Source organism: Saccharomonospora piscinae (assembly GCF_005862235.1).
In the GTDB taxonomy this organism is placed as follows: Bacteria; Actinomycetota; Actinomycetes; order Mycobacteriales; family Pseudonocardiaceae; genus Saccharomonospora; species Saccharomonospora piscinae.
In genome coordinates this window covers 1,042,911-1,063,470 of record NZ_VCEK01000001.1, presented here as the reverse complement: position 1 = coordinate 1,063,470, position 20,560 = coordinate 1,042,911, and the positions used below count along the sequence as shown (strand labels likewise).

At 71.6% G+C, this 20,560-nt stretch carries 21 protein-coding genes; 15 read left to right on the top strand and 6 right to left on the bottom strand.

Going from position 1 to position 20,560, the window contains the following annotated elements; all coding sequences use genetic code 11:
* Window positions 1–68 precede the first annotated feature (68 nt).
* The 4 genes from FFT09_RS05120 (at window position 69) to tesB (ending at window position 5,249) form a co-directional block, all read left to right on the top strand.
* The gene (locus tag FFT09_RS05120; protein ID WP_081191042.1) at window positions 69–1,094 is read left to right on the top strand and encodes a 6-phosphofructokinase; all 1,026 of its coding nucleotides are present in this window, start codon (window positions 69–71) and stop codon (window positions 1,092–1,094) included.
* A gap of 157 nt (window positions 1,095–1,251) precedes the next feature.
* Window positions 1,252–2,763 carry an SLC13 family permease gene (locus tag FFT09_RS05115; protein ID WP_138381953.1) on the top strand — a complete coding sequence of 504 codons (1,512 nt, stop codon included), beginning with the start codon at window positions 1,252–1,254 and terminating at the stop codon, window positions 2,761–2,763.
* Between the two features lie 108 nt (window positions 2,764–2,871).
* The gene (gene pyk, locus FFT09_RS05110) at window positions 2,872–4,296 is read left to right on the top strand and encodes a pyruvate kinase (RefSeq protein WP_024874602.1); all 1,425 of its coding nucleotides are present in this window, start codon (window positions 2,872–2,874) and stop codon (window positions 4,294–4,296) included.
* Between the two features lie 47 nt (window positions 4,297–4,343).
* Window positions 4,344–5,249, top strand: a complete 906-nt coding sequence (gene tesB, locus FFT09_RS05105; RefSeq protein WP_024874601.1) for an acyl-CoA thioesterase II — start codon at window positions 4,344–4,346, stop codon at window positions 5,247–5,249.
* Window positions 5,250–5,282: 33 nt separating this feature from the next.
* Here the strand turns inward: tesB and FFT09_RS05100 are convergent, their stop codons facing one another.
* Window positions 5,283–5,606 carry a hypothetical protein gene (locus FFT09_RS05100; protein WP_244231213.1) on the bottom strand — a complete coding sequence of 108 codons (324 nt, stop codon included), beginning with the start codon at window positions 5,604–5,606 and terminating at the stop codon, window positions 5,283–5,285.
* A 230-nt stretch (window positions 5,607–5,836) separates the two neighbouring features.
* Here FFT09_RS05100 and FFT09_RS05095 point away from each other — a divergent pair, with 230 nt between their 5' ends.
* The 4 genes from FFT09_RS05095 (at window position 5,837) to FFT09_RS05080 (ending at window position 10,399) form a co-directional block, all read left to right on the top strand.
* The gene (locus FFT09_RS05095; RefSeq protein ID WP_024874599.1) at window positions 5,837–6,688 is read left to right on the top strand and encodes a helix-turn-helix domain-containing protein; all 852 of its coding nucleotides are present in this window, start codon (window positions 5,837–5,839) and stop codon (window positions 6,686–6,688) included.
* Window positions 6,689–6,723: 35 nt separating this feature from the next.
* Window positions 6,724–6,933: a DUF397 domain-containing protein gene (locus FFT09_RS05090; protein WP_024874598.1), complete on the top strand. Its 210-nt coding sequence runs from the start codon at window positions 6,724–6,726 to the stop codon at window positions 6,931–6,933.
* A gap of 166 nt (window positions 6,934–7,099) precedes the next feature.
* The gene (locus FFT09_RS05085) at window positions 7,100–7,297 is read left to right on the top strand and encodes a hypothetical protein (protein WP_081190941.1); all 198 of its coding nucleotides are present in this window, start codon (window positions 7,100–7,102) and stop codon (window positions 7,295–7,297) included.
* Between the two features lie 24 nt (window positions 7,298–7,321).
* Complete coding sequence (locus FFT09_RS05080; protein ID WP_138381952.1) at window positions 7,322–10,399, top strand: helix-turn-helix transcriptional regulator; 3,078 nt, start codon at window positions 7,322–7,324, stop codon at window positions 10,397–10,399.
* Window positions 10,400–10,405: 6 nt separating this feature from the next.
* Here the strand turns inward: FFT09_RS05080 and FFT09_RS05075 are convergent, their stop codons facing one another.
* Together FFT09_RS05075 and FFT09_RS05070 are read right to left on the bottom strand one after the other, a co-directional pair.
* A complete protein-coding gene (locus FFT09_RS05075) occupies window positions 10,406–12,013 on the bottom strand; it encodes a succinic semialdehyde dehydrogenase (RefSeq protein ID WP_138381951.1) in 1,608 nt (535 codons plus the stop codon).
* An 86-nt stretch (window positions 12,014–12,099) separates the two neighbouring features.
* Window positions 12,100–12,696 carry a TetR/AcrR family transcriptional regulator gene (locus FFT09_RS05070; protein WP_081190938.1) on the bottom strand — a complete coding sequence of 199 codons (597 nt, stop codon included), beginning with the start codon at window positions 12,694–12,696 and terminating at the stop codon, window positions 12,100–12,102.
* Between the two features lie 95 nt (window positions 12,697–12,791).
* Between FFT09_RS05070 and FFT09_RS05065 the strand changes: the two genes are divergently transcribed.
* From FFT09_RS05065 to FFT09_RS05040, 7 genes are all read left to right on the top strand, one after another.
* Window positions 12,792–13,949, top strand: a complete 1,158-nt coding sequence (locus tag FFT09_RS05065; RefSeq protein WP_138381950.1) for an acyl-CoA dehydrogenase family protein — start codon at window positions 12,792–12,794, stop codon at window positions 13,947–13,949.
* A 23-nt stretch (window positions 13,950–13,972) separates the two neighbouring features.
* Entirely contained in the window at window positions 13,973–15,130 is a 1,158-nt protein-coding gene (locus FFT09_RS05060; RefSeq protein WP_081191041.1) for a CaiB/BaiF CoA transferase family protein, read from the top strand.
* Window positions 15,131–15,344: 214 nt separating this feature from the next.
* On the top strand, window positions 15,345–15,512 hold the full coding sequence (locus tag FFT09_RS22855; RefSeq protein ID WP_167305332.1) for a hypothetical protein: 168 nt from the start codon (window positions 15,345–15,347) through the stop codon (window positions 15,510–15,512).
* Between the two features lie 316 nt (window positions 15,513–15,828).
* The gene (locus FFT09_RS05055; protein ID WP_024874591.1) at window positions 15,829–16,335 is read left to right on the top strand and encodes a hypothetical protein; all 507 of its coding nucleotides are present in this window, start codon (window positions 15,829–15,831) and stop codon (window positions 16,333–16,335) included.
* A gap of 77 nt (window positions 16,336–16,412) precedes the next feature.
* A complete protein-coding gene (locus FFT09_RS05050) occupies window positions 16,413–17,318 on the top strand; it encodes a lytic transglycosylase domain-containing protein (RefSeq protein ID WP_244231212.1) in 906 nt (301 codons plus the stop codon).
* Window positions 17,319–17,378: 60 nt separating this feature from the next.
* Entirely contained in the window at window positions 17,379–17,807 is a 429-nt protein-coding gene (locus FFT09_RS05045; RefSeq protein ID WP_138381949.1) for a transcriptional regulator, read from the top strand.
* A complete protein-coding gene (locus tag FFT09_RS05040; protein ID WP_081190934.1) occupies window positions 17,788–18,132 on the top strand; it encodes a DUF3817 domain-containing protein in 345 nt (114 codons plus the stop codon). Before FFT09_RS05045 ends, FFT09_RS05040 begins: the two co-directional genes overlap by 20 nt.
* Here FFT09_RS05040 and FFT09_RS05035 read toward each other — a convergent pair.
* Genes FFT09_RS05035 through FFT09_RS05025 form a run of 3 tightly spaced genes read right to left on the bottom strand, consistent with a single transcriptional unit; the run spans window position 18,110 to window position 20,522 of the window.
* Complete coding sequence (locus FFT09_RS05035; protein ID WP_138381948.1) at window positions 18,110–18,973, bottom strand: spermidine synthase; 864 nt, start codon at window positions 18,971–18,973, stop codon at window positions 18,110–18,112. The genes FFT09_RS05040 and FFT09_RS05035 overlap by 23 nt on opposite strands.
* Window positions 18,974–19,363: an adenosylmethionine decarboxylase gene (speD, locus tag FFT09_RS05030; RefSeq protein WP_024874586.1), complete on the bottom strand. Its 390-nt coding sequence runs from the start codon at window positions 19,361–19,363 to the stop codon at window positions 18,974–18,976.
* Complete coding sequence (locus FFT09_RS05025) at window positions 19,353–20,522, bottom strand: type III PLP-dependent enzyme (protein ID WP_138381947.1); 1,170 nt, start codon at window positions 20,520–20,522, stop codon at window positions 19,353–19,355. The genes speD and FFT09_RS05025 overlap by 11 nt, the downstream gene beginning before the upstream one ends.
* Between the last annotated feature and the right edge of the window lie 38 nt (window positions 20,523–20,560).

Genomic DNA, 20,560 nt, shown 5'->3' with positions numbered 1-20,560 from the left:
CGATCAAGAGTGTTGGGTACTACGCTGGCGACGAAAGTGTGACGCAGGACAACTGAAAGGCGCTGATGATGCGAGTCGGTGTGCTGACCGGCGGTGGCGACTGCCCCGGCCTCAACGCGGTGATCCGTGCCGTCGTCCTCAAGGGCATCGCGACGCACGGCTGGGAGATCTTCGGTTTCCGCAACGGCTGGCGCGGCCCCCTGACCGGTGAGGGCTCGTGGCTCACCCGCGACGACGTCGAGGGCATCCTCACCCGGGGCGGCACGATCCTCGGTTCCTCCCGTACCAACCCGTACAAGGAGGACGGCGGGGTCGACGCGATCAAGCGTGTCCTGGCCGAGAAGGGCATCGACGCCCTCGTGGCCATCGGCGGGGAGGACACGCTGGGAGTGGCGAAGCGGCTCACCGACGACGGCGTGAAGGTCGTCGGGGTGCCGAAGACGATCGACAACGACCTGGGTGCCACCGATTACACCTTCGGGTTCGACACCGCCGTCCACATCGCCACCGAGGCGATCGACCGGCTGCACACCACGGCCGAGTCGCACCACAGGGCGCTCGTCGTCGAGGTGATGGGCCGCCACGCGGGCTGGATCGCGCTGCACTCGGGCATGGCCGGCGGTGCGAGCGTCGTGCTCGTGCCCGAGCGCCCGTTCTCGGTGGACCAGGTCATCGAGTGGGTCGAACGGCGGTTCGAGCGCGAGTACGCGCCGATCATCGTGGTCGCGGAGGGCGCCGTGCCCGAAGGCGGCGCCGAGGTGCTCCAGGCAGGGGAGAAGGACGCGTTCGGGCACGTCCGGCTGGGCGGGGTCGGTACGTGGCTGGCCGACGAGATCGCCACGCGGACCGGCAAGGAGTCCCGCGCGGTGGTGCTCGGGCACACGCAGCGCGGCGGCACCCCGACCGCGTACGACCGGGTGCTCGCCACGCGGTTCGGCCTGCACGCCGTCGACGCCGTGGCCGAGGGGGACGCCGGGGTGATGGTGGCCCTGCGGGGGACCGACATCGTGCGCGTGAAGCTGGCGGAGGCCACCGCGGAGCTGAAGACGGTGCCGCCGGAGCGGTACGCCGAGGCCGAGGTGTTCTTCGGCTGATCGGGGCTCGCGGACTGAGGCCGCCGGGTGATGGCCCGGCGGCCTCGTCGCGTTCCGCGGTCGCCGCCGACAACGAGCGCGTCTCCTCATCGCTCGTCCGGGTGATCAATCCGCGTGGACGCGGTACATTCCGGACACTCAGCGATGGAGGTGAGTGATGGTTCAATCCGTGAGCGGTGAATCCGGGACCTCGAACCCCGGCACGGCGGCGGGGCGCAGGCAGTGGATCGGGATGGCACTCGGGCCCGTTCTCGCCGTGGTCGCGTTCCTCGTGCTGCCGGACAGCCTGTCCACCAACGGCAAGATCACGGCCGCGGTCGCCGTGCTGATGGCGGTGTGGTGGGTGACCGAGGCGTTGCCGCTGGCCGTGACGGCGTTGCTGCCGCTGGTGCTGTTCCCGTTCTTCGGGGTGAGCGAGATCGGGGACGCGGCGGCGCCGTACGCCGACGACGTGATCTTCCTGTTCATGGGCGGGTTCATGATCGCGCTGGCCATGCAAAGGTGGAACCTGCACAAGCGCGTCGCGCTGCGCACGGTCCTCGCGGTCGGCACCAAGCCCGTCATGCTGATCGCGGGCTTCATGATCGCAACCGCGTTCATCAGTATGTGGGTGAGCAACACCGCGACCGCGGTGATGATGATGCCGATCGGCCTGTCCGTTCTGGGACTGGTCTCCCAGCTCGGTGACGGCAAGGGTGACGTCAACTTCGCCACGGCGCTGATGCTGGGCATCGCCTACGCGGCCTCGATCGGCTCGCTGGCGACGATCATCGGAACGCCGCCGAACACCCTGCTCGTCGGGTATCTCGAGGAGAACTTCGACATCACGATCTCCTTCGGGCAGTGGATGCTGTTCGGGTTGCCGATCTCGATCGTGCTGCTGGTACTGGCGTGGTTCGTGCTGACGCGGGTGGTGTTCAAGCCGAGACTGGCGTCGCTGCCCGGCGGTCGCGAGCTGATCCGAGGCCAGCTGGACGAGATGGGCCCGATGAGCCGGGGCGAGTGGAACGCGCTGGCGGTGTTCGTGGCGGCGGCGCTGTCGTGGATCGTGATCCCCACCCTCGCCGACATCGACGCCGTGGCCGGGGCGTTGCCGTGGCTGGCCAACATCTCCGACGCGGGGATCGCCATCGCCGCCGCGACGGTGCTGTTCGCCCTGCCGGTAAACCGGGCGGAGGGTGTCCGCACCCTCGACTGGGAGACGGCGACGCGGTTGCCGTGGGGCATCCTGCTGCTGTTCGGTGGCGGGCTGAGCCTGTCGAGCCACTTCACCGACACCGGGCTCAGCGAGTGGATCGGCGAGCAGGTCACCGGACTCTCGGCGTTGCCGGTGATCATCCTGGTGGCCGCGGTGGTGGCGCTCGTGCTGGTGTTGACCGAATTGACCAGTAACACCGCGACGGCGGCGGCGTTCCTGCCGATTCTCGGCGGCGTGGCCGTGGGGCTCGGCTACGGGCCGATGGTGCTGGTCGTCCCGGCCGCGCTCGCCGCGACCTGTGCGTTCATGCTGCCGGTCGCGACGCCGCCGAACGCGATCGTGTTCGGCACGGGGCACGTCACCATCGGGCAGATGGTGCGCGGCGGCGTGTGGCTCAACGTCATCTCGGTGATCCTGGTGACGCTGGCCGCCTACACGCTCGGTGCCTGGGTCTTCGACCTGGCGTACTGACGCTTACCGCCCGGTCGCGCCGCGACGGACACTCGTCCGGCGCGGCCCGGCGGCGGGTTTCGGGATCGGTACAGACGTACGCGCGTGGAGCGGCTACGCTGTTCGGGTGTGACTAGACGAGCGAAAATCGTATGCACACTCGGCCCGGCGACGGCGACGGCGGACAAGGTCCGAGCGCTCGTTGACTCGGGGATGAACGTGGCGAGGATGAACTTCAGCCACGGCAGCCACAGTGATCACAAGCAGGTGTACGACCTGCTGCGCACCGCGTCGAAGGAGTCGGGCCGCGCGGTCGGGATTCTCGCCGACCTGCAGGGCCCGAAGATCAGGCTCGGCACGTTCGCGGGCGGCCCCGTCGAGTGGCGCACCGGCGACACCGTCCGGATCACGGTCGAGGACGTCGCCGGGACCCACGACCGGGTCTCCACGACGTACAAGGGCCTGGCCAGGGACGCCAAGCCGGGCGACCGGCTGCTGGTCGACGACGGCAAGGTCGGTCTCGTGGTGCGCGGCGTCGAGGGCTCCGACGTCGTCTGCGAGGTCACCGAGGGCGGCCCCGTCAGCAACAACAAGGGCGTGTCGCTTCCCGGCATGGACGTCTCCGTTCCCGCGATGTCGGACAAGGACGTCGAGGACCTGGAGTTCGCCCTGGAACTGGGCGTGGACTTCGTCGCGCTGTCGTTCGTCCGCTCGCCCGCCGACATCGACGCCGTGCACCAGGTGATGGACCGCGTCGGCCGGGGCAGGGTGCCGGTCATCGCGAAGCTGGAGAAGCCGGAGGCCGCCGCCAACCTGGAGGCGATCGTGCTCGCCTTCGACGGGCTGATGGTCGCGCGCGGCGACCTGGGCGTCGAGCTCCCGCTGGAGCAGGTGCCGCTGGTGCAGAAGCGCGCGATCCAGATCGCGCGCGAGAACGCCAAACCGGTCATCGTGGCCACGCAGATGCTCGACTCCATGATCAACAACTCGCGGCCGACGCGGGCGGAGGCCTCCGACGTCGCCAACGCGGTGCTCGACGGCACCGACGCGGTGATGCTCTCCGGCGAGACCAGTGTGGGGCGCTATCCCATCGAGACCGTGGCGACCATGAGCCGGATCGTGGAGGCCGTCGAGGCGGACATGCCGACGGTGCCGCCACTGAGCCACGTGCCGCGCACCAAGCGCGGAGTCATCTCCTACGCGGCGCGCGACATCGGCGAACGGCTCAACGCGAAGGCCCTCGTCGCGTTCACCCAGTCGGGCGACACGGTCCGCAGGCTCGCGCGCCTGCACACCCGGCTGCCCCTGCTCGCGTTCACCCCGCTGGAGAGCGTGCGCAGGCAGCTCGCGATGACCTGGGGCACCACCGCGAGGCTGGTCGACCAGGTCGACTCCACCGACCGCATGATCCAGCAGGTGGACCACGCCATGCTGGAGACGGGGCGGTACCGGCGCGGCGACGTGGTGGTCATCGTGGCCGGCTCACCCCCCGGCACGGTGGGCTCCACGAACCTGATCCGGGTGCACCGGCTGGGTGAGGACGATCTCTCGTAGCGCCGGCCGGAGTGGCGCGGCCTGCGACACGGTGTTCAATCGCGGGTATGACTGAGCTGGCGAGGCAGGCCGCGTCGGGGCTGGACGCCGACGGTGGTCACGGCGGGCAGCACGTGCTGGACAGGCTGGTCGGCCTGCTCGATCTGGAACGGATCGAGGAGAACATCTACCGGGGGGTCAGCCCGCCGCACTCGCCGACCCGGGTGTTCGGCGGCCAGGTCGCGGGCCAGGCGCTCGTCGCGGCGGGGCGCACGGTCCCGGCGGAGCGCGGGGTGCATTCGTTGCACGCCTACTTCATCCGGCCGGGCGATCCGCAGGTGCCGATCATCTACGAGGTCGACCGCATCCGGGACGGCCGGTCGTTCACCACCCGGCGAGTGGTGGCCGTCCAGCACGGCAAGGCGATCTTCTCGCTGTCGGCGTCGTTCCAGGTGGCCGAGCCCGGCGTGGAACACGCCCAGCCGATGCCCGACGTGCCAGGGCCCGAGTCGCTTCCCACGCTCGCCGAACGCGCCGCGGGCTACGAGCGGAAACTGAACGTCGCCAACCAGCCGAGGCCGCTGGACGTCCGCTACGTCAACGACCCGCCGTGGGTGACCAGGTCCTCCGGCGACCGTCCGAGCCGCAACCAGGTGTGGATGCGCGCCGACGGCAGGCTGCCCGACGACGAACTGCTGCACGTGTGCGTGCTGACCTACGCCTCGGATCTGACGTTGCTGGACGCCACGCTGGCGCGGCACGGGGTGTACTGGGGGCTCGACCAGGTCCTCGGCGCGAGCCTCGACCACGCGCTGTGGTTCCACCGCCCGTTCCGCGCCGACGAGTGGTTTCTGTACGACAGTGCCGCGCCCACGGCGTCGAACGCCCGCGCGCTGGCGACGGGCGAGTTGTACTCCCGCGACGGCACCCACATCGCGACGGTGGTGCAGGAGGGCCTGATCCGGGTCCTGTGAGCCGCCGAGCCGACTGAGTGGCCCAGGCCGGGCTCAGGACAGAAAGTACGGCGTGCGTTCGCGCACCCGGTGGGCCGGTGCGGGCCGACGCGGTCCGGGCGCTGGCGGCTCGTCCGGTACCAGCGCGACCTGGGCCGCGAGGTAGGCCCGGCAGGGCAGTGGGCCCCGCCGCCGGGCGAACGGCCTGCGCCTGCCGTGACACAGCGTGCAGTGTCCGCTGGGTTCGGGGCGGTGTTCGGCCAGCACGGTACGGAGTGCGCCCGCGAGCAGCGCGACGCTGAGACCGTCGAGTTCGTCCCGGATGCCGGGCGACGTCGTGTGCCTCGAGTGCGTGATTTCGTCGAGTCTACGATGCACGCTCTCCTGTAGCGGAGTGACGAAGAGATCGCGCCCGGCCACGTGTTCTCCCGATTACTCGTGTTCCGCGGAAACGGTCGTTGGTCCGCGAGCACGAGCGAGCATACAACCCCCTCGTGCAAATTGCAGTCCGTCGTTCGGGGAATCCGGTGTCTACCGTCCGTTGTCAGATGTTCGATGCGGCGGCGCTCCTGGTTAGATATGCGCGAACAGGACGCGGAGGTGGAGTCATGACGCGAGGCCACGGCCCGACCGTGCGGCGGCGCAGGCTCGCGGGGGAGCTGCGGCGGCTCCGCGAGCGCGCCGCCCTCACCATCGACGAGGTGGGCGAGAAACTGGAGTGCTCGGCTTCCAAGATCAGTCGCATTGAGACGGGGCACGTCGGGGTCACTCCGCGCGACGCTCGCGACATGCTGGAGCTGTACGGAGTCCACGGCGACGAGCAGGAGGCGCTGGTCCAGCTCGCCAGGGAAGCCCGCAAGCGCGGCTGGTGGCATGCCTACAACGAGGTCTTCACGGGCGCGTTCGTGGGGCTGGAGGCCGACGCGAGTTCGCTGCGTGCCTTCCAGGCCCTGCTGGTGCCCGGTCTGTTGCAGACCGAGCGGTACGCGCACGCGGTCATCCGCGCGATGCGTCCCGGTGCGGAGGACGCGGATATCGAACGCAGGGTCGCGGCGCGGATGGCGCGGCAGCGGCTGCTGCACGACCCCCACCCGCCGGAGTACTGGTGTGTCATCGACGAGGCCGTCTTGCACCGGGTGGTGGGGGACCGGGCGGTGATGGCAGAGCAATTCACTCAATTGTGTGAATTCGCGCGGTTGCCGCACATCACGATCCAGGTGGTGCCTTTCGGCGCGGGAGCCCATGCGGGGATGGAGGGCCCCTTTCTCATCCTCGGCTTTCCCGAGCTCGCCGATCCCGACGTGGTTTATGTGGACAGCACCAGCAGCGGGGTCTACCTCGAAATGGACACCGACGTGCGCCGGTACTCCCTGATGTTCGATCATTTGCGGGCTGCCGCGCTCAAACCCGACGACTCCGCGGAGGCGCTCGCCGGTGCGGCGCGACGGTTCGCGAAGTGACAACGACTCCAACCGGAGCTGACGAAGGAGCAGGGATGGTGACCGACACCGATCTGGCCAGGCTCGAGTGGCGCAAGAGCAGCTACAGCGGCGGCGGCAACGACTGCGTCGAGGTGGCGTTCACCGGCGACGGCGCCGCCGTGCGGGACTCCAAGAACCCCGGCGGTGGCGCGCTGCGGTTGTCGCGGCGTGAGTGGGACGGGCTGCTGGCCGCCGCACGGGCGGGGCGACTCGACCCGCGCTGAGCCGGGACCGTCCCACACTCGGCCCCTTACCCTCCGGTCCTCCGCGACCGCTCGGGTAAGGGGCCGAGCCGCGCCGGTCGGCGTGAACGACCGATGCCGTGAGCCCGGCCTTCGCGGCACTGTTCGAGACGTAGCAGATCGCAGACGTGTCGAGGAGTGAGTCGCGATGGTGGGAGCGAGCTGGACGGTCGATTCGGCGTGGGGTGAGGCGGCCTACCGGGAAGCCGAACTCCGGCGCGCCGCGCGTGGCGGCGTGGTGCCGTGGCCGGGCACGCGGGAGACGAGACCCCGGGGTGGCAGGGGGCGGGCCAGGCGCCGGTCGCGGGCAGAACGGAGCCCCGACGAGATGCGGCTGGCCGGCTGAACCCGGCGGCAGGGTGCTGTGAGAATGGACGCCGTGCCCCGACTTGGTCTCACCCTGCCGCTGGTCGGCCGGGTCGCGGAACTGCGCGCGCTGTCCTCGGCACTCGACGACGCCGAACGGCAGCACGCGCGCGGCGTCCTGCTCTCCGGTGACGCCGGGGTGGGCAAGACGCGGTTGCTGGCCGAGTTCACCGCCGACGCGACGCGCCGGGGCTGCGTCGTGCTCCAGGGACGTTGTCTGGACCTCAGGGAGGGCGGGCTGCCCTACCTGCCGTTCACGGAGGCCCTGAGCGCGCTCGACGGGCTCGACGGGACCGGCGGACCCGGCGGAGCCGGTGACGAGGTGGCGGCGCGGGCGCTGGCGGAGCGGCCCGCGCTGGCGACCCTGCTCACTCAGCACGCCGGGAGCGCCGTCGGGCCCGCCGACGGGGCCACTTCCGGGCCGAGCGTGGCCTCCGAACAGGAGGCGCGCCGGGTGCGGACCGAGATCGATCTGGGCCAGCTCCGCCTGTACGACGCGGTGCTGGGCGTGATCAGCGACCTCGCTCGCCACCGTCCGGTCGTGCTGATCGTCGAGGACCTGCACTGGGCCGACGGTTCGACCCGCGACCTCGTGTCGTTCCTGCTGGGGCGGCTGGGCAGGCAGCGCGTGGTGATCGTCGCGAGCTACCGGGGTGAGGACGTGCATCGCGGGCATCCGCTGCGGCCACTGCTCGCGCAGCTCGTGCGCCTGCCCGCGGTCGAGCGGGTCGAGGTGCCGCCGCTGACGGCCGACGAGGCTCGCGCGTTCCTGGCCGCCCTCGCGGAGCAGCCGCTGCCCGCCGACCGGCTCGACGCGCTCGTGCGGCGGTGCGAGGGCAATCCGTTCTTCGCCGAGGAACTGCTGGCGGCCGGAGTCACGGGCGACGGCATGTCGGACGGGCTCGCCGACGTCCTGCTGTCCCGGCTGGAGCAGCTCTCGCCGGACGCGCGCCGGGTGCTGGGCGCGGCGGCGGTGGCCAGCGCCGCCGTGTCGGACACCGCGATCACCGAGGTCACGGGAAGTGCTCCGCTCGACGTCGAGGAGGCCCTGCGCGAGGCGGTGCACCAGCACGTGCTCGTGGTGGAGCAGGGATGCTACGTGTTCCGGCACGCGCTGATGCGCGACGCCGTGTACGGCGACCTGCTCCCGGGGGAGCGTTCGCGCGCGCACGCGGCGTACGCGGCGCGCCTGCGTGAGCGCGAGCGCCACCGGGGCCAGGACGCCATGCTGGCCTATCACAGCCTGCGAAGCCGGGACCTGCCGACCGCGCTCGCGGCCCTGGTGTGCGCCGCCGACGAGGCCGAGGGGCTCGGAGCGCCCGGCTCGGCGCTGCGGCACCTCGAACAGGCGCTGGAGATCTGGGATGCCGTGCCCGCCGAGGCCCGCCCTCCGGGCCGCGGCGAACTCGACCTGTTGCTGCTGGCTTCCAAGCTGGCGGCGACGTCGGGGGAGCCCGAACGCGCCATCTCCTACGCCCGCGCCGCGACCCGGCGGATGGGCGAGGCTCCCGCCGTCCGGCGGGCGGCGACCTGGCGCAGGCTCGCCGAGGGCCTCATGACTCTGGAGGGCACCTTCGACGAGGCCGTCGACGCGATCGAGCAGGCCTGGGACCTCGTGGCCGACGAGGGACCATCGGCCGAGAAGGCGTGGGTGCTGGGCGTGCGCGCCCAGGCGCTGCGGGGAGTGGGTCGCCTCGACGACGCGGCCCAAAGCGCGCGGCTGGCGGTCGAGGCCGCACGGGCCGCCGGTGCCGAGGCTCCGCACGCCGCGGCGCTGGCGACGCTGGGCATTCTCGCCGACGTCGGCGGGGACGCGGTGGAAGCCAGAAGGCTGTTCGCGCAAGCCGAGCGGGAGGCGCTGGCGGTCGGTGCGTCCGATGTGGAACTGCGCGCGAGCTACTACCACGCGCTGAGCTACGACGACCGGGGCGAGCTGGCCGAGGCGCTGCGGGGCTATCGTCACACCGCGGAGCGCGCGATGCGGACCGGGCTCACGTGGTCGCCGCTGGGCGTGTCGGCCCGGACCAGGCTGCTGGCGGTGCGCTACCTCGCCGGGGACTGGCCGGACGACATCGCGACGGATCATCCGGAGGCCGGGGTCTCCGACCTGGTCAACGCGATTCTCCAGTCCAGCTGGGTGCATCTGGCCGTCGCCAGGGGCCGGTTCGACGAGGCCGAACGTCTGCTGGTCGAGCTGCTGTCCCCGAGGGACGGCGACCGGCGTGGGGTGGATCTCTGGGTGGTGGCCGCCGCGGCGGCGGGCGCGGCCGAGCTGGCCACGTGGCGCGGTGACCATCGCGAGGCGGTGCGCGTGGTCGACGAGGGCCTGGACCGCGCCGAGCGGGTGATGCCCACCGGACTCGTCGGACTGCGCATCGGGGCGCTGGGCGTCGAGGCGTGCGCCGCGTGGGCCTCGGCGGTCCGCCGCCACGGCGATGTCGAAACAGCGCGCGAGGCCGCCGCCACCGGCCGACGCCTGCTCGACCGGGTGGAGCGGACGGCGGAGCGCGGCAGTCCCCGCTCTGGCGAACTCGGCCCTGAGGGCAGAGCGTGGCTGTGGCGGGCGAGGGCGGCGGCGACCGGCCTCGACGGGCCGGCCGATCCGGCGGCGTGGGAACGCGCGGTGTGCGAGTTCGGCTTCGGTGCCGTCTACGAGCAGGCCCTGTGCCGGTGGCGCCACGGTGCGGCCCTGCTGGAGGCGGGTGACCGTGCCGGCTCCAGCAGAGCCACGGACATGCTGGCCGAGGCGTACGCGGTGGCGGTGCGCCTGCACGCCGAGCCCCTGCGCGCGGCCGTGGCCGAGTTGGCGGGGCGAGCGCGGCTCGATCTGCCGGGCCTGCCGCAGCGCCGGTCGCGGGTCGAGCTGCTGACCGAGCGGGAACGCGCGGTGCTGGAGCGGGTCGCCGAGGGCCTGACCAACCGGCAGGTCGGCGAGCAGCTCTACATCAGTGAGAAGACCGTCAGCGTCCACCTGTCCCGGGCGATGGCCAAGCTCGGCGCGAGCAGGCGCGCCGAGGCGGTGGCCCTGGCCTACGACCGGGGCCTGCTGAGCGGCGAGGCCGGGCGGGTACCGGAGCCCTGAGCGGGCTCAGCGACCGGGCAGGCGCCGCAGCAGGCGCAGCCCCGCGGTGAGTGCCGCCGTCCACAGCGCGGGTGGCACGCCGCGCCCGGGACGCAGCCGCAGGCCGTGCTGCACCGCGACCGACTGCGACTCCGTGTACCGCAGCAATCCCTCCGCGCCGTTGCGCCTGCCCACTCCCGAGTCCTTCATCCCGCCCATCGGCACTCCCACGGTGCCGAACGTGGCCGCGTAGCCCTCGTTCACGTTCACGGTCCCCGCGTTGAGCCGCAGCGCCACCTCGCGCGCCAGCCGGGTGTCCCGGGACCACACGCTGGCGTTGAGCCCGAAGGCCGTGTCGTTGGCGCGGGAAACGGCGTCGGCGACGTCGGTGTAGCCGTACACCGACACGACCGGGCCGAACGTCTCGTCGGCGAAGACGGCGCAGCGGTCGGTGACCCCGGTGAGGATCGTGGGCTCGTAGAACAGCGGTCCCACGTCGGGGCGGGCCCGGCCGCCCGTCACCACGGTCGCCCCGTTCGCCCTGGCGTCCGCCACATGCTCGGAGACCGCCCGCAACTGGTCCTCGTTGGTGAGCGAACCCATGCCGGCCCGGTGGTCCAGAGCCGCGCCGAGGCGCAGCGCCCGGGTGCGCTCCGCGAACGCGGCGAGGAACCGCTCGCGGACGCTGTCGTGGGCGTAGATGCGCTCGACCGAGACGCAGAGCTGACCCGCCGACGAGAAACACGCGCTGACCGCTCCCGCCGCCGCCGCCTTCACGTCGGCGCCGGGCAGCACGATCATGGGGTTCTTGCCGCCGAGTTCCAGCGAGTAGCCCGTGAGCCTGCCCGCGATGGCCGACGCGAGGCGCTTGCCCGTGGGTGTGGACCCGGTGAAGCACACGTAGTCGGATTCCTCCACGATCGCGTCACCGATCGCCGAACCCCGGCCCAGCACGATCTGCCACGCGTCGCGAGGCAGCCCCGCGCGCTCCGCCATTTCGTGCAGCCACAGTGCCGACAGGGCGGTCTGGTTGTCGGGCTTCTGCACGACCGTGTTGCCCGCCGCGAGCGCGGGGAGCACGTCCATCGCGGTCAGCGCGAGCGGGTAGTTCCACGGTGAGATGACGCCGACGACACCCCTGGGCCTGCGCACGTGCGTCGCCCGGGTGAGCAGCGGCAGTGCCCCGGGGGCCCGCCGGGTGGCGAGCAGCCGGGCGGAGTGCCTGCCGTAGTAGGCGGCGACGAGCGCGGTGGCGCTGATCTCGTCGAACGCGTCGAGGCGCGCCTTGCCCGACTCCACCTGAACGAGGTCCAGCCCTTCGTCGCGGTGGGCGAGCACGAGATCGTGCAGTCGCAGCAGAACGCGCTCGCGTTCCGAGGGTGAGGTGGCCGCCCAGGACGGTTGTCCGGTGCGCGCGTGGGCGAAGGCCGCGCGCGCCAGCGCGTCGTCGGCCTGCGGCAGGACGGCGGTGGGCAGGCCGGTGAAGGGCGCCGACATCGTGACCGACTCCAGGCCCGGCCCGGTCACGGCCCGTTCGACGAGGCCGGTGCCGCGCGATGCCGGGGGAGCGCCGGCGACTCCGCCGATCGGGTCAGGGCCGCTGTCGTGCCGTGCCGCCGTGGTGGTCCTGGTCATGACTCCTCCGAGCACCGCGTTGTTACTCCCGGGTAGTTTCCCGAGTGAAGCATACCGTCGGTACGGAGGGGAAGGGGCGGCCCGATTCAGGCGCAGAGCGCCGTGGCGATGCGCTTCCACTCGGCCAGCAGGTGCTCGCGTCGCTGCGGATCTCCACCCAGTTCCGCGTCGAGCGCGAGTCCCCTGGTCAGATTGACAGTGAGCCAGTACAGCGTGTCCAGGCGCTCGCGCGGGATGTCGTCGAGCAGCGTCGCGAGCCGGTCCAGCGTGGACCTGCCCAGCTCGCGGTCCACCGGTCGCATCGCCGCGCGCAGATCGGGGTCGGTCCGCGCCGCGACCCACAACTCCATCGCGGCGCTGGCCAGCGTGCCCGAGAACGAGTGCCACAGCAGGTCGATCACGGCGGGCACGCGGTCGGGTCCGGGTGGCAGCCGGTCGAGTGCCGGGCCGCCGCGCACGGTCAGTTCGGTGGTCAGGTGCCGGACCGCCGCCGCCATCAGCTCGGCCTTGTCCGTGAAGTGGTGCTGGGCCGCGCCCTTCGACACGCCGGCCCTGACGCAGATCTCGGACATGGACGTGCGTGCGTGACCCAGCTCCGTCAGGCACGCGATGGTGGCGTCCAGCAGCGCGGCCCTGGTTCGCGCGCTGCGTTCGGCCTGGGTGCGGGGATGACCTTGCGGCATGGTCGCACTGCGCTCCTTTACCGCGCGGGGAACCTGGCGTACATTCCGGTCAGAACTTACCTGCCGGTCGTAATGTTTTCTACCCGAGGAGCGCCATGCCGTTGCAGACCCCACGCAGCTCGTGGATGACGGCGGAACTGGACGACGTCCGCGATCTCGCGAAAGCGTTCTGCCGCAACGAACTCACGCCACACCAGCAGCGGTGGGCCGAGCAGAAGCACATTGACCGAGAGGTCTGGACCAAAGCGGGCGAGGTGGGGCTGCTCGCCCTGTCCGTGCCCGAGGAGTACGGCGGCGGCGGAGGGACCTTCGCCCACGAGGCCGTGCTCTACGAGGAGCAGGCCCGCAGCGGCGACAGCGCGTGGGGCGTGTCGGTACACAACGGCATCGTCGCGCACTACCTGCTGGCCTACGCTTCCGAGGAGCGCAAGCGGGAGTGGCTGCCCAAGCTCGCCAGCGGCGAGTACGTCGGCGCGATCGCGATGACCGAACCGGGCACGGGCTCCGATCTGCAGGGCATCAAGACCAGGGCCGTGCGCGACGGCGACCACTACGTCGTCAACGGCGCGAAGACGTTCATCACCAACGGGGGCATGGCCGATCTCGTCGTGGTGGCCGTCAAGACCGATCCCGACCCCGAGGCGGGTGCCAAGGGCGTGTCGTTGCTCGTCGTGGAGACGACGGCACCCGGATTCCGGCGCGGGCGCGTGCTGGACAAGGTCGGGCTGCGAGGGCAGGACACGGCGGAGTTGTTCTTCGACGACGTCCGCGTCCCCGCCGCGAACCTGCTCGGCGACGCGGATGGGCAGGGCTTCGTCCAGCTCATGCAGCAGTTGCCGCAGGAACGGCTGCTGATCGCGGTCACCGCCGTCGCGGGCATGGAGAGCGCCATCGACCAGACGCTGGAGTACACGAAGGAGCGAACCGCCTTCGGCCGCCCGGTCTTCGGCTTCCAGAACACGAAGTACACCCTCGCCGAGGCCGCCACCGAGGCCGCCGTCGCCCGCGCGTTCCTCGACCAGTGCATCGAGCGGCACCTGCGCGGCGAGCTCGACGTTCAGGGGGCCGCGATGGCCAAGCTGTGGACCACCGAGCGGGTCAACAAGGTGGTGGACGACTGCGTGCAGTTGTTCGGCGGGTACGGCTACATGACCGAGTACCCGATCGCCCGCGCCTGGGCCGACGCGCGCGTCTCGCGCATCTTCGGCGGTACGAACGAGATCATGAAGGACATCATCTCCCGCACGCTGTGAGCGGTGGAGCCGACAGGAAGGCGATGCCTGTGACCGCGACGAAAGCCGGACCGCTGCGCGGGTTGACGGTCGTCGAACTCGCCGGCCTCGCGCCGGCGCCGTTCGCCTGCACGATACTGGCCGATCTCGGCGCCGACGTCGTGCGCGTCGATCGCGTCGGCGCGGGCGAGGACGTGCTCGCGATGCCGAAGGACCCGTTGCTGCGGGGCCGCAGAACGGTCGGTGTGGACCTGAAGTCGAGCGAGGGAGCCGAGGTCGTGTTGCGGCTGGCCGAACGCTGCGACGTGTTCGTGGAGGGCTTCCGGCCCGGGGTGGCCGAGCGGCTCGGGGTCGGTCCCGCGGACGTACACGCCCGCAACCCGGGCGCCGTCTACGGCCGGATCACCGGCTGGGGGCAGGACGGCCCGCTGGCGCACACGGCGGGGCACGACATCAACTACATCGGCCTCTCCGGCGCACTACACCCGATCGGCAGGCGGGGGGAGGGGCCGGTGCCGCCGGTGAACTTCCTCGCCGACTTCGGGGGCGGCGGGCTGTTCCTCGCGATGGGGGTGCTCGCCGCGCTGTACGAGCGGACGTCGTCCGGGCGCGGGCAGGTGGTGGACGCCTCGATGGTCGACGGCTCGGCGCTGCTCACCACGCACCTGTTCGGGCTGCGGGCCAGTGGCCTGTGGCAGGGGGAGCGGGGTGAGAACATGCTCGACGGCGGGGCGCCCTTCTACGACACCTACCGCACCGCCGACGGTGGCTGGGTCGCGGTCGGCGCGATCGAGCCGCAGTTCTTCGCCGCGCTGCTGGAGGTACTGGACCTGGACCCGTCGGAGGTTCCCTCGCATCTGGACAGTCGGGAATGGCCGAGGCTGCGGGAGATCCTCACGGAGGCCGTCGGCAGGCACACCCGTGCCGAACTCGCGGCGAGGGCGGAGGGCACCGACGCCTGCCTCACCCCGGTCCTGTCGCCCTGGGAGGCGGCCGAGCATCCGCACAACGCCGCGCGGGGCACGTTCGTCGAACTCGACGGTGTGCCGCAGCCCGCGCCCGGCCCGAAGTTCGACCGCACCCCGCCCGCAACGCCCTCGGGCCCACACGCGCGCGGCGCGGACACCAGCGAGGTGCTGGCGGAGCTGGGATACGCGGCCGGGGACATCGCGGCGCTCAGGGAGGCGGGCACGATCAGCTGAGATCCCCGCGTCATCGGGTCACCGGCGGCGGCGTGTTGCCCGCCCCGGAGGGCGGGCCGATCGCCTACAGTCGGCGTACTCGCCGGGCCGACCCCCCTTCGCGTGACTGGCGCTCGCGCGGCGCCGGGATCGGGCATGATGGAGGAACTGGCGGGAGCGGAGCCGTCGCCGGAAGCAGCGGTGACGCCGGGACGAGACGGAATCGGGTGGAGCTATGTCGCCGGGACTCAAGAAGATACTCATCTTTGGTGTCGTCGCGCTCGTACTGTTCCTGCTGATCTCGCGGCCGAACGAGTCGGCGGACGCGGTGCGTTCGGCGCTGGGCTGGGTACAGGACGGCGCCGAGGCCATCATCCTGTTCTTCCAGAGCCTGTTCGCCTGACCTCATAACACGACCGAGGCCCGGTACCCGCGATCCGGCGGGTGCCGGGCCTCGTGCTGCGCGCGTCCGGCCGGTACGCACAGTGATCAACAGGCGGGGCGGAGCCGTTTCGCTGCGGCAAACGGGTGGATTACGGCCCCGAAGGCACAGGTCGGCGGATTCTTGCACGCATGACCTCTTCCGGTTTGTCGGTCGGCTCTCCTACGGTGCTCACATTGCGTGACCCGCGGTAGGTAAAAACTCACGCTTCGAAATCTGCAGACGGTGCTCGACCAGTCCTTGAGAACCACGGCAGTGGGTTGCGAAGGAGGCAGTCATGGGAGATCCCGGTGTTGACGCGGTGATCCGGCAGTGGGCGGCGGAACGGGAGCAGAGCGCGGAGGACCAGGAGGTCAACCGCCTCGCGTCCGCCTGGTTGGCGGAGATCCCGCGGGGGGAGGCGCAGGCGGCGGCCCGCACCCCCGGAATCCCCGCACAGCGCGGCGGAGCGGGCACGGCGGGCTGGGCGCCGGTCGATCTGGCCGACCCCGCGTTCGTGGAGGCCATGCGCGAGCGGTTGCCGGAGGCGCCACTCGACCTGCTGGTGGCCGCGGCGGGCTGGTGGCAGATGGTGGGCGACGTCGAGGAGGCCAAGGCCTGGTGGGACGCGGGACTGAGCCCGCTCGACCAGCGCGCGCTGGATTACCGGGCGGCCGGGCTCGCGCCGTCGGACCTGTCCCGCAGGCTCGGTCCACTGACCGTGCTGGAGCATCTGCGCCGGGGTAGCGCGCCCGCGTGGTGTGTGGCCCGGCTGTCGCGGCAGCGCCGCGACGCCGCGAGCTGAGACGGCCGGGACGTGCCACGACACGTCCCGGCCGAGCACGTTGTCTTGTTGTCAACGACCGGATACAGTCCGGTCCCGTGCCCCCGACCCCGCCCGACCCGGTGCCGTGGCCCCCCACGCCGGGACGCTCCGTGCTCGGGCGGCTGCTCGTCATCGTGGTGGTGCTCGCGCTCGGCGCGGGCGGTGTGTGGCTGGTGGCCAGGGCCGCCGTCCCGTCGGCGGGCCCGACGACCACCGACATCCCAGCCCTGCGGCTCGAACCGGCTGACGTGGAGCCCGGTTCGGCGGCACCCGTGCGGGGCGAGGAGACCGGTCCCGGCGACGACGCCGGCACCGAGACGGGCTCCGGCACCCTCGCCGAGTGGGCCGAAGCTCTCTCCCCGGCCGTGGGAGTACCGGCCAGGGCGCTCACCGCGTACGGCAACGCCGAACTCGTGCTGCGCAAGCAGGCACCCGGATGCGGGCTCTCCTGGGCCACGCTCGCCGGAATCGGCAGGGTCGAGTCCGACCACGGCCGCCACGGCGGCGCGGAACTCGGGGCGGACGGGAGACCCTCGCCACCCATCATCGGGGTCGCGCTCGACGGCGCACCGGGTGTGCAGGCCATCCCCGACACCGACGACGGTGTGCTCGACGGCGACCGCGAGTACGACCGCGCGGTCGGCCCGATGCAGTTCATCCCCAGCACGTGGCGGGTCCAGGGTGTCGACGCCTCGGGAGACGGGCGGGCCGATCCCCAGCAGATCGACGACGCGGCGCTGTCCGCGGGGCGCTACCTGTGCGGACCGGGCCGCGACCTGACCGGCGGGCAGGGCTGGTGGGAGGGCGTGCTGTCCTACAACCAGTCCGTCGACTACGGCCGCACGGTGTACGGGCTGGCTGAGCAGTACGCCGACCTCGCCGGGACCGCGGCGGCGGAGGCTGCAGAGGACTCGAAGAACTCGAAGGACTCGGAGGCCCCGGAGGACTCGGAAGCCCCGTAGGCCACAGCAGCCGCAGGGTAACGCGCCGGTCCGAGCGGCGGGGGTGCTAGCGTCGAAGGCGTGTCCGATCGCTCCACGATGTCGCGTGTGCTGCTCATCGTGTGCGTGTGCGTGCTGAGCCTTCTCGCGTGTTCCGCGCTCGCGTGGTGGCAGTGGGACCGTTTCACGTCCGTGGGCGGCAGCTACCAGAACCTCGGTTACGTGCTGCAGTGGCCGTTGTTCGGCCTGTTCCCGGCCTTCATGTTCTGGCGGATGCGCACCCTGCGCGCCAGGGCGCGGGCGGAGGAAGGCCGGACGGAGGCCACCGACGCCACCCGTGAGCCCCCGGCCCGTACGGCGGTGCCCGCTCCGCGACGGGCTGCGGCCCGGGTGCCCGCGCGCACCGCGAGGGACCCCGAGGACGCGGCGCTCGCCGAGTACAACGCCTACCTCGCCGAACTGAACGCCCGTGAGCAGGAGGAGAACCGACATGGTGACGACCGCGCGTGACGAGCAGGCGGCGACCGCGGCACTGCGGAAGCCGTTGCAGCGATTCCGGGTCGCCGCCTTCGTCACGGGTGTGGGCCTGCTCGGGCTCGTCGTCGTGATGGTGATCCGCTACGGTTTCGACAACCCCGGGCCCTCGGCCGTGTACTCACCCGTCCACGGTGTGATCTACATGGTCTACCTCGTGGTCGCCGTGGACCTGGCGCTGAAGGCGCGGTGGTCGGTGAAGGGCACGGTCGGCGTGCTGCTCGCCGGGTGCGTGCCCTTCTTCTCCTTCGCCGCCGAGCGCGCCGTCACCCGTCGCGTCACCGAGGGCCGGAAGCTCTGAGCCGCACCGAGCGCGGCGGGACGGTGCAGCCCCGCAGCGTGTCGGCGTCGATCGAGTCCGGCCGGTGGCTCGCCCCCGCCAAGCGGCTGATCATGGAATCCACGGGTGCGTCGAGCACGTCGGGCCTGCCCGACAGAAACGCCCACTCGTGCTCGTCGGAGCCGAAGTAGACCACCGTGCCGAAGGCCGCTCCGAACCGCTCCCACGCCGCCAGCAGCGTGTCGTTGCGCCACACCGTCGGGCAACCGGCCTGGGCGCACACCACGCCGCCCTGAGTCAGCACCTCCGAACACCGCCGGAGGAACTCCCCGCCGTAGAGGCGGTTGTGCTGGGCCTCGGGGTCGAAGTTCTCGTCCGGCAGGTCGATCACCACGACGTCGTAGCGAGTGCCCGTGGTGGCCAGGAACTCCCAGCCGTCCGTGTAGTGCATCCGGACCGGGCCCCGGCCCGCTTCGGCGTCGGCCAGTTCCTCCGGCGTGTATCCGTACGGCAGGTACCGCGCGCACAGTCGTACGGTCTCGGCGTCGATGTCCACGTGGTCGACCAGCTCGGCGCCGAACGCCACGGCGAGCTGACTGGCGACGCCCTCGCTCGATCCGATGACGAGGACCCGCCGCACCGCGTCGGCGAGCAGCATCGGCGGCACCATGAGGGCCTCGTGGTAGACGAGCTGGCTGGCCTCGGTGCTCTGCCGTTCGTCGTCGCAGAACAGTGACAGGCCCTGTGCCGTGTGCCCGATCACCACGTGCTGGAAGTCGGTGCGGGTGTCCAGCACGACCTCGGACAGGTCCCAGACCCGGGTCAGCCCCTCACCCATCGGTTCGACGATTCGCGCTGTCATTCACTTCCCCGTCTTCGCGGGCGCCTTGCCGCGGCTGATGGTGGACACGGACATCGGCTCGGTGCCGAGCGCCTTCGCGAGCAGTCGCACGGCGTGCTCCGGATCAGCGCGGTCGCCGCAGGTGAAGACGTCGACGAACATCGCGCCGATCTCCGGATAGGTGTGGACGGACGCGTGCGACTCGGCCAGCATGGCCAGCACCGTCACGCCCTGTGGTTCGAAGCGGTGCGCGATCACTTCGCACACCGTCGCACCCGCGTCGGCCAGCGTGGTCGCCAGCGTGCTCCGCAGGAACTCGTCGTCGTCGAGCAGGTGGGCGTCGATACCGTCCAGCTCGGCGAGGACGTGCTTACCGGCGAATACGCCAACCGGCACGAACTCACTCGGCACTGATCAGCCTCCCTTCGGAAATGCAGTACGTACGCAGGGGCTCTATCCCGTTGAACGCGACCGACGAGTAACTCGCCGTGTACGCACCGGAAGCGAGGATGTCGATCCGGTCGCCCGCTCGCAAGGACAGCGGGAGCCGGTACGGCGTCCGCTGGTAGAGCACGTCGTCACCATCGCACGTCGGCCCCGCGATGATCACAGGACCGTCCTCGGACGAGTGATCCCGTTCGGGGACCAGCCGGTAGGCGATGGCTTCGTTCTCCGTCTCCGCGAGCCCGTTGTAGCGGCCGATGTCCAGGAAGACCCACCGGTGCGGATCGTCGGGCCGTTTTCGGGACACGACGACGACCTCGCTGCGGATCAGCCCGGCCTCCGCGACCACCGCACGCCCCGGCTCGCACACCAGCTCCGGTGCCTCGCCGAAGTGGTCGCGCACCGCCGAGTTCACGGCGCGGGCGTACGCGGGCGGGTCAGGCGCGTGCTCGGTGTAGGCGATCCCGAACCCTCCGCCGACGTTGAGGCGCCGCAGTGGCACACCGTGCTCGGCGGCGCGGGTGAACACCGCCGCCGCCGCGCCGACGGCGACGTGCCACGCCCGGGGGTCGAGTTGCTGTGACCCCACGTGGAAGCTGACCCCGACCGGGGCGAGTCCGGAGCGCGCCGCACGGCGCAGCAGCGCCACGGCGTCGTCGGCGGCGCACCCGAACTTCTGCCCGAACGGGGTGGCGGAGTCGGGCCCTCCCTCCACGAGCAGCCGCACCGACACCTCGGCCCCGGGCGCGTGCCGCGCGAGGTGGTCGAGATCGCTGGCCGAGTCCGTCGTGTACTCGCGGACCCCCGAGGCCGCGGCATGGGCGATGTCGGCCGGTTTCTTGATCGGGTTGCCGTAGGACAGGGTTTCCGGCCGCGCGCCCGACTTGAGGCACAGGTCGATCTCGCCGGGACTGGCCACGTCGAACGCGGCTCCGGCTTCGACCAGCGCCTCGATCACGGCGGGCTGCGGGTTGGCCTTGACGGCGTACTGCACCCGTGCGTCCGCGAAGGCGGTGGCGAGAGCGGTGTACCGGTCGACCACGGTGTCGACGTCCACCACGAGGCAGGGGGTGGGCGGTTGGTAGCTGTCGAGGAACGTCCGAATCCGGTCAACCGTCGTACTCACTCCTTCGAGGGTAAGGGCTGCGAACAGCGTGGGCGCGG